The organism is Sphingomonas phyllosphaerae (assembly GCA_036946405.1).
Classification (GTDB): domain Bacteria; phylum Pseudomonadota; class Alphaproteobacteria; order Sphingomonadales; family Sphingomonadaceae; genus Sphingomonas; species Sphingomonas phyllosphaerae_D.
Genome location: JAQIJC010000001.1, coordinates 493,764 through 508,162 on the forward strand (window position 1 = coordinate 493,764; position 14,399 = coordinate 508,162).

General features: G+C 69.7%; 11 protein-coding genes. 9 read left to right on the forward strand and 2 right to left on the reverse strand.

Annotated features, from left to right (window positions below; all coding sequences use genetic code 11):
* The first annotated feature begins 28 nt into the window (after positions 1 to 28).
* The 4 genes from PGN12_02190 to PGN12_02205 are packed head-to-tail and all read left to right on the forward strand — an operon-like array spanning position 29 to position 3,803.
* On the forward strand, positions 29 to 1,201 hold the full coding sequence (locus tag PGN12_02190) for a M48 family metalloprotease (protein MEH3102698.1): 1,173 nt from the start codon (positions 29 to 31) through the stop codon (positions 1,199 to 1,201).
* Positions 1,202 to 1,203: 2 nt separating this feature from the next.
* Positions 1,204 to 1,803: a hypothetical protein gene (locus PGN12_02195; protein MEH3102699.1), complete on the forward strand. Its 600-nt coding sequence runs from the start codon at positions 1,204 to 1,206 to the stop codon at positions 1,801 to 1,803.
* 57 nt (positions 1,804 to 1,860) lie between these two features.
* Complete coding sequence (locus tag PGN12_02200; protein MEH3102700.1) at positions 1,861 to 2,865, forward strand: beta-eliminating lyase-related protein; 1,005 nt, start codon at positions 1,861 to 1,863, stop codon at positions 2,863 to 2,865.
* Entirely contained in the window at positions 2,862 to 3,803 is a 942-nt protein-coding gene (locus PGN12_02205; GenBank protein ID MEH3102701.1) for an EamA family transporter, read from the forward strand. The genes PGN12_02200 and PGN12_02205 overlap by 4 nt, the downstream gene beginning before the upstream one ends.
* Here the strand turns inward: PGN12_02205 and PGN12_02210 are convergent.
* The gene (locus tag PGN12_02210) at positions 3,713 to 4,534 is read right to left on the reverse strand and encodes an NAD(P)-dependent oxidoreductase (protein MEH3102702.1); all 822 of its coding nucleotides are present in this window, start codon (positions 4,532 to 4,534) and stop codon (positions 3,713 to 3,715) included. The genes PGN12_02205 and PGN12_02210 overlap by 91 nt on opposite strands.
* A gap of 74 nt (positions 4,535 to 4,608) precedes the next feature.
* Positions 4,609 to 6,033 (reverse strand): DUF6418 domain-containing protein, encoded by a 1,425-nt coding sequence (locus PGN12_02215; protein ID MEH3102703.1) that lies wholly within the window; start codon positions 6,031 to 6,033, stop codon positions 4,609 to 4,611.
* 261 nt (positions 6,034 to 6,294) lie between these two features.
* Between PGN12_02215 and PGN12_02220 the strand changes: the two genes are divergently transcribed.
* The 5 genes from PGN12_02220 to katG all read left to right on the forward strand — a co-directional run bounded on the left by PGN12_02220 (position 6,295) and on the right by katG (position 14,011).
* Positions 6,295 to 8,112 (forward strand): right-handed parallel beta-helix repeat-containing protein, encoded by a 1,818-nt coding sequence (locus tag PGN12_02220; GenBank protein MEH3102704.1) that lies wholly within the window; start codon positions 6,295 to 6,297, stop codon positions 8,110 to 8,112.
* Positions 8,113 to 8,154: 42 nt separating this feature from the next.
* Positions 8,155 to 9,345 (forward strand): glycosyltransferase family 4 protein, encoded by a 1,191-nt coding sequence (locus PGN12_02225; protein ID MEH3102705.1) that lies wholly within the window; start codon positions 8,155 to 8,157, stop codon positions 9,343 to 9,345.
* The gene (locus PGN12_02230) at positions 9,345 to 10,427 is read left to right on the forward strand and encodes a glycosyltransferase family 1 protein (GenBank protein ID MEH3102706.1); all 1,083 of its coding nucleotides are present in this window, start codon (positions 9,345 to 9,347) and stop codon (positions 10,425 to 10,427) included. The genes PGN12_02225 and PGN12_02230 overlap by 1 nt, the downstream gene beginning before the upstream one ends.
* Entirely contained in the window at positions 10,424 to 11,626 is a 1,203-nt protein-coding gene (locus PGN12_02235; protein MEH3102707.1) for a glycosyltransferase family 4 protein, read from the forward strand. The genes PGN12_02230 and PGN12_02235 overlap by 4 nt, the downstream gene beginning before the upstream one ends.
* Positions 11,627 to 11,791: 165 nt before the next feature.
* A complete protein-coding gene (gene katG, locus PGN12_02240; protein ID MEH3102708.1) occupies positions 11,792 to 14,011 on the forward strand; it encodes a catalase/peroxidase HPI in 2,220 nt (739 codons plus the stop codon).
* Positions 14,012 to 14,399 lie beyond the last annotated feature (388 nt).

The following is a 14,399-nucleotide window of genomic DNA, read 5'->3' on the forward strand; positions in this document are numbered from 1 at the left end:
GCGCCGTCGCGCCGGCCTTTGCGCCATATTGCCTGTCCTCGCGCCCGTGCTGGCGGCGGCGACGACACCCGCGCCGCCGCCGCCACCCTATACCGGCGCCTATCAACCGCAGGGCGTCGACGAGATCGGGCTGTGGAAAGAGATGGACGAGGACGAGCGCGTCCTCGCCAATTCGCCGGTCCTGATCCGCGACGAGGCGCTCAACGCCTATGTGCGCGGCGTGCTGTGCGCCACCGTCGGCGCGGATCGCTGCAAGGCCGCGCGCCTCTACATCCTGCGGACGCCGCTGTTCAACGCGAACATGGCGCCCAACGGCACGATGCGCGTGTTCAGCGGGCTCTTGCTCCGCGTGCGCAGCGAGGCCGAACTCGGCGCGGTGCTGGGGCATGAATTCGGCCATTTCGAACAGCGCCACTCGCTTGCCGCGTTCAAGGCCCACCGCGCCGGCACCGATGTCCTCAGCTGGGGTGCGGTGCTCGCCGGGATGCTCCCCTATGCACAGGGAGCGTATAGCCTTCGGAACATGCAGATCTCGATCTACGGTCGGCTCTCGCGCTTCAGCCGCGATCAGGAGCGCGACGCCGATCTGCACGGCATCGGCTATTTGAACGGCAGCGCGCTGCGCCCGCAGGCGGCCTCGGTGGTGTGGCAGAACGTGATGACCGAGGCGGAGCGTTCCGCCGCCGCGCGCGGGCAGGCGCACCCGCGCTTCGACCGCATTCCGTTCTTCGCCTCGCATCCCGCCGATGCCGAGCGTGCCGCGACGATGGCCGCGCTCGCCCGGCCGGACGCCGCGACGCGCGACGACGGCGCGGCGCGCTATGCCGCGGCGCTGGCGCCATGGCTGCCGCTGTTCCTCGACGATCAGATCAAGCTCAACGACTTCGGCGCCAGCGACTATCTGATCGGGATGCTGGGCGAACATGGCGCGACCGCGCCATTATGGGTCGCACGCGGCGACCTGTACCGCGCCCGCGGCTATCCGCGCGATCTGGTGTCAGCGGCCGAATTCTACGCCAACGCGATCGCGCTCGATCCGAATTTGCCGGAGGCGCAACGCGGACTGGGCCTGTCGCTGTTCAAGACCGGGCGGCGGGCCGAGGGTGCCGAGGCGCTGCGCCGCTACCTCCAGCTCAAACCCGCGGCGCCCGATGCCGCGATGATCGGGATGCTGGTTGCCACCGCAGGACAGGGCCAATGACGATGACGAGGACCAGGACCGCCACGCTGGCACTGTTCGCGGCGGCCGCGCCGCTGTTCGCGATGCCGGCGGCGGCGCACGGCTATCGTGAACAGGGCAAGCCGGTCGCGGTCGCCGCGTCGACGCTGGTCGTGATCCCGAACCGCGACTGGAACCAGCTCGCGGGCAAGCCCGGCAAGAAGGCCGAGAGATGGACGCTGGACGGCGAACAGCTCGATCAGGTCACCTTCTACGGCGGGATCGCACCGGGCGAACCGCTGCTCCGCGAACGCGACCGGAAGCACAGGCCGCTGCCAAAGCTCACCCGCGAGACCTTGCTCGCCGAGGTGCCGGAGTTGCTCGAGGCCACCTATCGCACCGATCGCGCAATCGCCAGCTTCACGCTCCACGACGCCCGGCCCGAACGCTTCCTCGGCACCGACGGCATCCGCTTCGCCTATGAATATGTCGACGACGACAATCTGCCGCGCCGCGGGGAGGCACATGCCGCGCTGGTTAAGGGGCAGCTCTACATGGCGACGCTCGACGCCCCGCGGCTGCATTACTTCGACCGCGTCGCCCCCAGTTATCGCGCGCTGATCGACAGCGCGACGCTGCGCTGACCGGACGATCCCCAACGGATATTGACCCGCCCGCGTCGCTGCCCGAAGGCACGGGCCATGCGCTTCTTTTCCGACAATGCCGCCCCGGTCCATCCCGCCGTGCTGCGCGCGATCGCTGCGGCGGATACGCTCGATACCGCCTATGACGGCGATCGCTGGTCGAAGGCGCTCGACGAACGTTTCTCGGCCTTGTTCGAGACCGCGGTACGCGTGCTGTGGGTGCCGAGCGGCACCGCCGCCAATTGCCTCGCGCTCGCCGCCTTGTGCCCGCCGCACGGCTCGGTCGTCTGCCACCGCGAGGCGCATATCCAGAACGACGAATGCGGCGCGCCCGAATTCTATACGCACGGCGCCAAGCTGCTGCTCGCCGAGGGCGACGGCGCGAAGCTTACCCCCGCCAGCGCCGCGGCGGTGCTCGATCGCCAGCGCTACGACGTGCACCAACAGCGCCCGCACGCGCTGTCGATCACCAACGCCACCGAATATGGCCGCGTCTACGCCCCCGCCGAGGTCGCGGCCCTCGGCGCGCTCGCGAAGGAGCGCAAGCTCGGCTTCCATATCGACGGCGCGCGCTTCGCCAATGCGGTGGTGTCGACCGGCGCGTCGCCCGCCGATCTCACATGGCGCGGCGGCGCGGATGCGCTCAGCTTCGGCTTCGTCAAGAACGGCGGGATGAACGCCGAGGCGCTGGTGTTCTTCGATCACGACCTTGCCGACGCGACGCTCTATCGCCGCAAGCGCGCCGGGCATCTGCTGTCGAAGGGCCGCTATCTCGCCGCGCAATTGCTCGCGATGCTCGACGACGACGTGTGGCTCGACTGCGCGCGCGGCGCGAATGCCGGCGCGGCGCTGCTCGCGCAGGCGGCGGGGGCGCGGCTGCTCCACCCCGTCGAGGCGAACGAGGTGTTCCTGCGCGTCACCGCCAGCGAGGCCGCCTCGCTGCGCGCCGCCGGGTTCGACTTCTACGACTGGGGCGTCGGCGAGGCGCGGCTGGTGGTCAGCTGGAACCAGCGCGCCGACGACATCCGCCCGCTCGCCGACGCGATCGCCGCGCTGGGATGAGCCCCGCCGATCCCCCCAACAGCACGCGCGCCGCGGTGCTGGTGCCGTTCGCGCTGGTGGTGCTGATCTGGGGCTCGACCTGGATCGTGATCCGCGACCAGCTGCACGGCGGCGCGGTCGCGGTGCCGGCGAGCTGGTCGGTCAGCTATCGCTTCCTCGTCGCCGGGCTCACGCTGGCGGCGGTCGCGGCGTGGCAGCGCGCGCCCGGCACCCGCGCGCTCTTTGCGCAACCCGGCTTCTGGCGGTTCGCCGCGCTGCTCGGCGTCTTCCAGTTCGTGCTCAACTTCAACTTCGTCTACCGCGCGGAGGAGCATATCACCTCCGGGCTGGTCGCGGTGATCTTCGCGCTGCTGCTCGTCCCCAATGCCTTGTTCGCGCGCCTCTTCCTCGGTCAGCGGATGGGGCGGCAATTGCTGCTCGGCTCGGCGATCGCGATGAGCGGGGTAGCGCTGCTGTTCATCAAGGAAGCGCGCGGCGACCCCGGCGGGCCGGCCGAATCGCTGATCGGCATCGCCTTCACGCTCTGCGCGATCCTGTCGGCATCGACCGCCAATGTCATGCAGGCGACGAAGACCGCGGCGCGCTATCCGATGGTCCCGACGCTCGCCACCGCGATGCTGATCGGCGCGGCGATCGACGCCGGCTGGGCGTGGATCACCACCGGCGCACCGGTGTTCGACCTCCGCCCCGGATACGTCGCGGGCGTGCTGTACCTCGGCATCATCGCCTCGGCGCTCGCCTTCACCTTATACTTCCGCATCATCCGCACGATCGGCCCCGCCAAGGCCGCCTATAACGGCGTGATCGTTCCGGTGATCGCGATGCTGCTGTCGACGGTGTTCGAGGGCTATCGCTGGACGTCGCTGGCGGCGGCCGGCGCAGGGCTTGCCGCGGTCGGGCTGGTGGTGGCGCTCAGCGCGCGCAGGCCGGCGCGATAATCGGGGTAGCGCGGCTGCCAGTTCAGCACGCGCTTCGCCTTGCCGCTCGCCACGCGACGGTTCTCGGCATGGAAGCCGCGCGCCGCCGGTGAGAGCTGCTCCAGCGGCACGATCGGCGGCGGCGCAATCCCCAGCAATTGCGCCGCATACAGCACCACCTCATCCTGCGCCGCCGGCAGATCGTCGGCGAGGTTGTACGCCCCCGCCGGCGCCTCAAATCCGGCGACGACCCCGCGCGCCAGATCGGCGACATGCACGCGGCTGAACACCTGCCCCGCGACGCCGGTGCGATGCGCCTCACCCCGCGCTACCCGGTCGAGCGGCGACCGCCCGGGACCATAGATGCCCGGCAGCCGGAACACCCGCGCGCCCAGCGCCATCCAGTCGGCATCGGCGCGGTTGCGCAGCGGCCGCCGCCCGCGATCCGCGGCGGCATCTTCGTCCACCCAGGCGCCGCCGGTATCGCCGTAGACGCCGGTAGAGGAGAGATAGCCCAGCCACCGTCCCGTCAGCGCGTTCTCATACTGACGCAGCACCGGATCGCCCACTTTGTCGGGCGGCACCGACGACAGCACATGCGTGCTCGCCGCCAGCCCGGCGCGCACCGCGTCCGCGTCGTCGAAGCGGATCGTCCCGTCGCGCCCGTCGCGCGTCGTCGCCAGCATTGGCGCACCCGCCGCCGCCGCCACCGCCCGCGCCGCATAGCCTGGTCCGAAGACGAACAACCGCACCGACGATCCTTCCCGAAGCCCGTCGGCGACGTAGGCGAAGCACCCCCGATCGTCCACGGGTGCCGTGACGACGGTCAGCCCCGTCGCGCCAGTGCCTGCATCATCCGGCGCACGCGACTGTCACGCCGCCGCCCTTCCCAGATCAGGAACAGCGCGACGGCGATCGTCACCAGATTCTTGATGCCGAAGAAATTCCACAGGAAGCCGGTCGTATAGCCGCCGTAGAGCGAGCTCATCGCGCGACCGAACAGGATCGACGCGATCCAGTTGCTCTCCGCGATCGACTGCGCGACCATCCGCATCACGAACGCGTGAAACGCCGCGAGCAGCGACGAGACGAGCAGCAGCCCGGCGATCCCCATCGTCATCAACAGATAGGGATAGAGCGAGAAGACGAAGCCCGTGCCGCCTTCCATCGCCCAGCCGAGCAGCCGCGACGGGGTGAAGCGCTGCATGACGTAATAGAGGCCGAACCGCGTTCCCGCGCCCTCCGCATTCTGCGCGCCGGGCGTCATCCACGAGGCGACATCCGCCCCGATCGCGCGATCGTCGAACCGCGCGTTGGTCAGATATTTGTCGTCCGCGACGAACCAGAGCTGGCCCTGCAGCGCGACCCGCTGCCCGTATTTCTGCACCGCCGCGTCGACATCGGTCAGCGCGCCATAGGCGATCAGCACCGCCGGCACCGTCACGACGACGATCGCCACCACGATCGCGCCGATCGCGCCGGTCGGGATCGCCCGATCGTTGGCGATATGCACCAGCCCCACCGGAATGGAGAAGATGCTGAGGATCATCAGCAGCGAGGTGAACTTCTCGCCGAACAGCACCGACAGCGCCAGCAGCCAGACAAGGATCAGCGCAGCGCGCACGCGATACCCGGGCACGCAGAATAGCGCCCCGATGAATGGCACCAGCACGGGGCGGTTGGTCATCCACGCCGAATAGATCGGCGAATCGATCTTGCGCAGATAGGCGAACCGGTCGAGGTGATCGAGCAACGGGAAGCCGTTGTTGATCCCCAGCCGAACCAGATACAGGCTCGCCGCGCCCATCACGATCAGCAGCCCGGTCCAGATGACCCGCCCATGCGGCTGCCAGCGGCGGGGTGCCTCGCGGAATGCCGTCTTCAGTCGCGGCCACGCCGCCTCGACCACGATCGTCGCGGTCAGGAAGAAGAGCACGTAGATCAGCAGCAACCGCGCGAACGCCCCGGTCGCGCGACCGGTGATCCCGGTTTCGACCATATAGGCCCCGCCCTCGATCGCCGCGCCGGAGATGAACTCGGTCAGGCGCAGCGCGATCAGCGGCACGAACAGCAGGAAGGTCGCCGGCGCGGTCCGCAGCAGCCCGAAGGACAGCGACCCGAACAATGCCAGCGCCCCATACGCCCAGCCCGGCGACGGCGCGGTCGCCGCCCCGAAGGCGACCAGCGCGCCGAGCACGAAATGGATCGCGAACATGCCGCCGAACGCCCGGGCGCGGGCGGCATAGGGCATCGGACGCCCATTCGCCGGTCGCGCGCGCCGTCCGGACGGCAAACGGTCTGCGCCAACGAGCGCCATATCCGGGTCCTTGCGTGGTGGCGTGTCTGCGTGCCGTCGATACGGTCCGCACCACCGCCTGCGCAACTCCACCGGGTCGCTCCGCAGGCCGCGGCATCGGGAAAAAACGGCCAAACCACGCGCCAAATCGCCAATTCGGGGCAGCACGCCGTCACGCCGCGCCACCGCCCGCTCTATGCAGAGCGTGCCGCTGCCATGGACACTCCTTTGCCCCATGTCCCCGCGTCGCCAGGGCGTGTCGCGCTCGCCGCGCTCCTCACCACCTGCTGCGCGCCCACGCCATCGCACAGCGCGCCGACCGACTGGGCGGCGCTCGCCACCGCGGCGCGGCAATCGCCCGTCAGCGGCGATGGCGTGCGGCGAAGCTGGAACGGGGCGGATGGCGGTCCGGTGACCGTGACGGTGCTCGCGCCGCGTCTCGATCGCCGCCCGGTGATCGCGCTCGATCCCGTCCCCGGCGACAACGGGCCCGCGATCGCCGCGGCGCTGGCGCGGCTGCGCGCGGCGGGCGGCGGCACGCTGCGGCTCGCGCCCGGCACCTGGCCGATCGCGGCTGGTCCGCCCGGGCTGTCGCTCGACGGGCTCGACGACGTGCTGATCGACGGGCCCGGTGCGCAACTGGTCTTCGCGCAATGGGGCGACGGCATCCTGCTCTCGAATGTGGCGCGGGTGATGCTGCGCGGCCTGTCGGTCGGCTATGCGCAGCCGCCGGTCGTCGCGGCGCGCGTTTCCGGTGGACGGCTGGTCTTCGCGGGTGCCGCTCCCGCCCCCGGCACGCCGGTCTATCAGGTCTCGGCACGCGGCCCCACCGGCGCGCGGCGGCTGCTCGGCAGGCACGGGCAACCGCTCGGCGCGGACGGCGCGCTGCCCGGCGCGCTGGACGATTTCGCGCCCGACACCCCGGTGCAGGTGAAGCTCGGCTGGTACAGGGGTGGCGCAATCCGCATCGGCGACCCCGGCGACGTTCCCGTGTCGCACGACATCACGCTCGATCATGTCACCGTGCGTGATTCCGCGGGCAGCGGCGTCACGGTCGACTTCATGGACCGCGGCCTCGCGATCGTCGGTGCCAGGCTGGGCGGCGCGGGTGGCAGCGCGATCGCCTATGATGGCATCCACGTCACCGCGGCGGGTGGCGACCTGCTCGTCGAGAACAGCGACTTCACCGGCATGGGCGATGACGCGATCAACATCGCCACGCCGATCATCGACGCGGGCCTCGACCCCGACGGGCGTACCCTCACGCTCTCCGGCGTCGCGTCGCGCGTCGCTCCGGGCACCCGGCTCGCCCTGTTCGATGCCGGATTGCGCTTGCTGGGCACCGCCAGCGTCGCGACGCGGACGCCGCGCGATTCCGCCGGGCGGGTTCGCGCCACCCTGGTCGCGCCGGTGCCGGCGGGTGCCGTCCGCTACGCGCGTCATCTCGGCCTGCTGTCCGCCCGCTATGCGATCGTCGGCAACCGCATTGCGGACTGCCTCTGCCACGGCGTGCTGGCACAGGCGCCGAACGGCCTCGTTCGGGACAACCGCTTCACCGGTCTGCGCTACAATGCGATCCGCCTGCTCACCAGCGCGGCGTGGAAGGAAGGCACCGGCGCCTTCAACGTCGTGGTCGCGGACAACCGGATCGAAGACACCGGGCAGGACAACCGCGCCGGCCGCGTCTGGGCGGCGATCACCGTCTTCGCTGAGCTGGAGGCCGCCACACCCGGCGGCCCCGCACCGCTCGCCGCGGAACCGCTCAATGCCGGATTGCTGATCCGCGACAACCAGATCGACGCAGTCGATCAGGGCTGCATCGCCATCTCCAACGCCACCGACGTCACGCTGCGGAACAATCGCTGCACGCGTTTCGGCCGGCGGCCGGCGACGATGCGGATGCTGGCGGATCGCGACGACGTGTCCGGCGCGCTCGCCCGGCTGCCCGCACGCGGCGCATACCTCGCCGGTGGCAACGGTCTGTGGATCGACGCCACCACCTCCGCGCGCATTGCGATCGAGGCGACGCGGTGAACGACGATCGGTTCGATGACCTGTGCCAGAGAGTGAATAGTCGTGCTTGACTCACCTGCCGCCCGACACAGCGATGATGACACGCCGCTGACGATCCAGCGCTACTTGCGCATTTGCCTGGTGATCGAGGCGGGCGGCGGTGGCGCCGGTCGTCATGTGCTCGATCTGGCGCGGGCATTGCACGGACGCGGGCATGACGTTCACCTGATCTACTCGCCACATCGTGCCGAGCCGCGACATCTTGCCGAGATCGCTGCGCTGCCGGTGACCAGCGAGCCGGTGACGATGCGCCGTGCGCCCGGCGTGCACGACGTCTTCGCGGCCCGCGCGCTCACCGCGGCCCTGCGGCGCGCGGGGCCGTTCGACATCGTCCACGGGCACAGTTCGAAGGCCGGCGCGCTGGTCCGCCTCGCCGATGTCGGCCCGGCGAAACGCGTCTACACGCCGCACGCCTTCCGCGGGCTCGACCCCGGTGTCTCATTGCCTGCGCGGCTGATGTTCAACGGCGCGGAGATCGTGCTCGGCGCGGCGCGCACCGACGCGCTGATCGCGGTGTCGAGCGAGGAGCTGGCGTTCGCGCGCAAGCTGCGCATCGCCACCGGCCGCTGCCACCTGATCCGCAACGGCATCATCGATGTGCCAGCCGTGACGCGCGCACAGGCGCGGGCGGCGCTCGGCCTGCCCGATGATGCGCCGGTGATCGGCTTCGTCGGCCGGCTCTCCTACCAGAAGGCGCCCGAGCGCTTCGTCGAGGCGATGCGCCGCGTGATGACGCAGGTGCCCGATCTCCGCGCGGTGATCCTCGGCGACGGCGAATGCGCCGCTGCGGTCGAGCGCGACCTCGCCGCGTCCGGCCATGCGGCGCGCTTCATCTGGAAACGCGCCGCGCGCGCGCAGGAGCTGATGCCCGCGTTCGACGCGGTGATGATGACCAGCCGGTACGAAGGGTTGTCCTACGTCCTGCTCGAAAGCCTCGCCGCGCATGTGCCGATCGTCACGACCGATGTGGCCGGCGCGCGCGACGTGATCGGCCGCAGCCGCTGCGGCACGATCGTCCCCAACGACGCCACGGTGATCGAGCGGCTCGCCGACACCGCGATCCTGATCGGCACCGACCGCGGTGCGCGCGCCGCGATGGCCGCCGCCACCGTGTGGCGCAGCCGCGAGCTGAACGGGATGCGCATGATCTACCAGACCGAAATGCTGTACCGGCAATTGGTCGAGCCGCGCTGATGCCGCCCGTCTTCGTCAACGGTCGCTTCCTCACCCAGCCGGTGAGCGGGGTGCAGCGATATGCGCAGGAGATCGTCACCGCGCTCGACACGCTGGCCGGCGAGGGTGCGCTCGGTTCGCGCTACGTCCTGCTCACCCCGCCGGGCGCGCGCACGCTGCCGCTGCGCCATATCGAAACCCGCACGATCGGGACGCGCGCCGGCCATTATTGGGATCAGGTCGAGTTCGCCCGCGCCGCGCGTGCCGGCGTCGCCTTGTGCCTCGCGATGACCGGCCCGGTCGCGCTGCGCCGACAGGTGGTGGTGATCCACGACGCCGCGGTCCAGCGTCATCCCGAACATTTCAGCAAGCCCTATGTCGTCGCGCATCGCTGGCTCGACCGGTTGCTCGCCCGCCGCGCGGTCATCGCCACCGTATCGGAATTCTCGCGCCGCGAACTCGCCGACGTGCTCCCGGTCGCCGCAGCGGATATCGTCGTCGCCGCGAACGGTGCCGAGCATCTCTCGATCCCCCCCGATTCCGGTATCGTCGAACGGCTCGGGCTGACCGAAGGCGGCTATTTCCTCACGCTCGGCAATCTCACCCGCAACAAGAACCTCGCGGTCGCGCTCCGTGCGCTGGCGCGGCTCCAGCCCGGCAGCGCGAAGCTGGTCGCGGTCGGGCGCATCGACCGCGCGGTGTTCGGCGCGGCCGGGCTGCCCGAGCCGGGCCCCGACGTGCTGCTCCCCGGCCGGCTCGACGATGCCGAGGTCGCCGGGCTGATGCAGGGCGCGCGCGCACTGATCTTCCCGAGCCTCTACGAAGGCTTCGGCATTCCCCCGCTCGAGGCGTTCGTCAACGGATGCCCGGTGCTCGCCAGCACCGCATCGGCGATCATCGAAGTCTGCGGCGACGCGGCCGAATATTTCGCGCCGCACGACGATGCCACGCTCGCACGGCTGATGCAGGAATATCTCGACGACCACGACAGCGCGCTCCGCCGCCAACGGGTCGCGATGGGCAAGCGCCGCGTCCCACTCTTCACATGGCGCGCATCGGCGCAGATCCTCGCCGACGCCTGCGCGGCGGCTGCGACGCGATGAAGGTGCTGATCGTCAACACCCTCTATCCCCCGCACCGGATCGGCGGCGCGGAGAAGTCGGTGGCGCTGCTTGCCGAGGCGCTGGTCCGCGCCGGCGACGAGGTAGTCGTCGCGACGCTCGACGACATCGCCGCGCCGCTTGCCGAGATGAAGAACGGCGTCACCGTCCATCGCCTGCCGATCGACAACATCTATTGGCCCTATGACCCCGACGCGCCCGCTCAGCCGGCGCTGAAGCGTTTGTACTGGCACGCGCGCAACCGCTGGAACCGCGCCGCCGCGCGTCGCCTTGGCACGCTGCTCGACGCGGTTCGCCCCGACGTCGTCCATTGCAACGTCATCACCGGCTTCGGCCCGTCGATCTGGCGCGAGATCAAGCGCCGCAAGCTGCCGCTCGTCCACACGCTGCGCGATTACGGCGTGATGTGCACGCGATCGGGGTTGTTCAAGAACGGCGCGAACTGCACGACCCGCTGCCGCGAATGCCGCCTGCTCACCGGACCCGGCAAGACCGGGTCCGAGCGCGTCGATCAGCTCGTTGCGAACAGCGACTACGTCATCCGTCGCCACCATGCCGAGGGCTTCTTCCCCGGCGTCCCCACTCGACGCATCTTCAACATCGTGCCCCTCGCCGAACGGCCGCGCGATGCGAAAGCGCCCGACGCGCCGTTCGTGTTCGGCTTCATTGGCCGCATCGAGGCCGAAAAGGGCATCGACGTGGTACTGGAGGCGACCACGCGCATCACCCGCGCCGACTGGCGGCTGCGCATCGCCGGGGTCGGCGCACCCGATTATGTCGCCGCGCTGAAGGCACGCTATCCCGATCCGCGCATCGAGTGGCTCGGCTTCGCGCCGCCCGGCGACTTCTACCGCGCGATCGACACCGTGCTGATCGCCTCGGTCTGGCCCGAGCCGTTGCCGCGCACGCTGATCGAGGCGCTGTCCTACGGCCTGTCGGCGATCTGCAGCGCGGCCGGCGGCATTCCGGAGATCGCCGGCCTGGCAGCGCACGCCATCACCTACGAGCCGACCGATATCGAGGCGCTCGCCGCCGCGATGGACACCGCGCTAGCGGACGCTGCGGCATGGCGCGCGGGCGGACTCAGCGATCCGCACGCGCTCACGCGGTTCGCGGAGGACCGGATCGTCGCGGCGTATCGCGCCGCCTACACCGACGCGATCAAGGGGCGGGCTGAGTAATCCCGCCCCTGATCGACAAACTCGATCATACCATCAATCTTTTCGCATTTTCCCGATTACCCCCCGTCCGCTACCACCGGCGTCACAGATCGCCGGAAAGGTCGTGCGCGCCCGTGCGTAGTGGCAGCAGCAGACCCGGACACCGGTCGCGAGAGGAGACGAGACATGGACGCCATCACCGAAGGTAGCCCGATCAACGATCCCAAGAAGCAGCCCGCCGCGCTGCGCACGCTGCTCGGGCGCACGTCGAAGGACTGGTGGCCGGAATCGCTGTCGATCGATATCCTTCACCAGCAAGGCAAGAGCGGCAATCCGTTCGGCGACGACTTCGATTATGCCGCCGAATTCCTCAAGCTCGACCTCAAGGCGGTGAAGGCCGACCTGACCGCGCTGATGACCGACAGCCAGCCGTGGTGGCCGGCGGATTACGGGCATTACGGCCCGTTCTTCATCCGCATGGCGTGGCATTCGGCGGGCACCTATCGCACCGGCGACGGCCGCGGCGGCTCCTCGGCGGGGCAGCAGCGCTTCGCCCCGCTCAATTCGTGGCCGGACAACGGCAATCTCGACAAGGCGCGCCGCCTGCTCTGGCCGATCAAGCAGAAATACGGCCGCGCGCTGAGCTGGGCCGACCTGTTCATCCTCGCCGGCAATGTCGCGATCGAATCGATGGGCGGCCCGACCTTCGGCTTCGGCGGCGGCCGTCAGGACGTGTTCGAGCCCGAAAAGGACGTCTATTGGGGCACCGAGGAGGAATGGCTCGGCCAGACCCGTATCGACGAGGAAGCCGGGCTCGCGCTCGAAAGCCCGCTCGCCGCGATCCAGCACGGCCTCATCTACGTCAACCCGGAAGGCCCGGGCGGCTGCCCGAACCCGATGGGCTCGGCGCGCGACATGCGCGAGACGTTCGCGCGCATGGGCATGAACGACGAGGAAACCGCCGCGCTCACCGCCGGCGGCCACACCTTCGGCAAGGCGCACGGCGCGGGTGATCCCAAGCTGGTCGGCCGCGAGCCGGAAGGCGCGGACATCGCCGCGCAGGGGCTCGGCTGGGCGTCGACCCATGAAAGCGGCATGGGCGATCACACGATCACCTCGGGGATCGAGGGCGCGTGGACGCCGACCCCGACGACGTGGGACATGAGCTATTTCGACATGCTGCTCGACCACGAATATGAGATCGTGAAGAGCCCGGCCGGCGCGCAACAGTTCCAGCCGGTCGGCAACCCCGACGACACGCTCGCCCCCGCCGCGCACACGCCGGGCAAGAAGGTGCCGACGATGATGACCTCGGCCGACATGGCGCTGAAGGTCGACCCGAAATACCGCGCGGTCATGGAGAAATTCCGTGCCGATCCTGCCTATTTTGCGGACGCCTGGGCGCGCGCGTGGTTCAAGCTGACCCACCGCGACATGGGGCCGAAGCTCCGCTATCTCGGCAGCGAGGTGCCGCAGGAAGACCTGATCTGGCAGGATCCGATCCCGGCGGTCACCCATCCGCTGATCGACGCCGCCGATATCTCGTCGCTCAAGGCCACGCTGCTCGACCGGCTGTCGGTGCAGGATCTGGTAAAGACCGCCTGGGCCTCGGCCTCGACCTATCGCGGGTCGGACAAGCGCGGCGGCGCGAACGGCGCGCGCATCCGCTTCGCCCCGCAGCGTGACTGGGAAGTCAACGATCCGGAGAACCTCGCCCGCGTGCTCGGCGTGATCGAGCAGGTCAAGGCCGACTTCGATGGCGCAGCGACCGGCGGCAAGCAGGTGTCGATCGCCGACCTGATCGTGCTCGGCGGGAGCGCCGCAGTCGAGAAGGCCGCGAAGGATGCCGGGCATGACGTGACCGTCCCGTTCACGCCGGGCCGCGCCGACGCGCTCGAGGAACAGACCGACGCCGAAAGCTTCGACGTGCTCGAGCCCAAGGCCGACGGCTTCCGCAACTACCTGCAGGTCAAGTTCAACGTGCCGACCGAGGAACTGCTGGTCGATCGTGCGCAATTGCTCGGCCTCACCGCGCCCGAGATGGCGGTGCTGGTCGGCGGGCTGCGCGTGCTCGGCGCCAATGCGCAGGGCAGCGAGCACGGCGTGTTCACCAAGCGCGTGGGTCAGCTCACCAACGACTTCTTCGTCAACCTGCTCGACATGAACACCGCATGGAAGCAGGTCAGCGACGAAAGCGACGAGGAGTTCGTCGGCACCGATCGCACCACGCACGAGCAGAAGTGGACCGCGTCGCGCACCGATCTGGTGTTCGGCTCCAACTCACAGCTGCGCGCGCTGTCGGAGGTCTATGCCTGCGACGATGCGAAGGACAAGTTCGTCGCGGACTTCGTCAGGGCGTGGGTCAAGGTGATGGACGCGGATCGTTTTGATCTGGTCACGCACTGAGAGATCGTCTAGCAAGCCGTTGAAGAATTGGGAGGGATCGGGCTGCGGCCAACGGGCTGCGTCCCGGTCCCTTCCTCCTTGTACCGGCCGAACAGCCCTTCGGGTCGCCCCGTGGCTGCGACAGTCGGGGCCGCCGGCGTGCCCCCCACGCCGGCGGCCGAATGTCTTAAGGGCGCAACATCCTCAATCGTCATTGCGACCCCGGCGCAGGCCGGGGGAAGCAATCCAGAGCGTCCGGGTGTGGCCCTGAATTGCTTCGCTACGCGCGCAATGGCGCCACCTTCTTCGTCACCCCGGCGAAGGCCGGGGCCCAGTTGGGAAGGCCCAAGAAACGGAGCGCGGCGCCCATCACCAGCGTCCCCCGACTGGGCCCCGGCCTTCGCCGGGG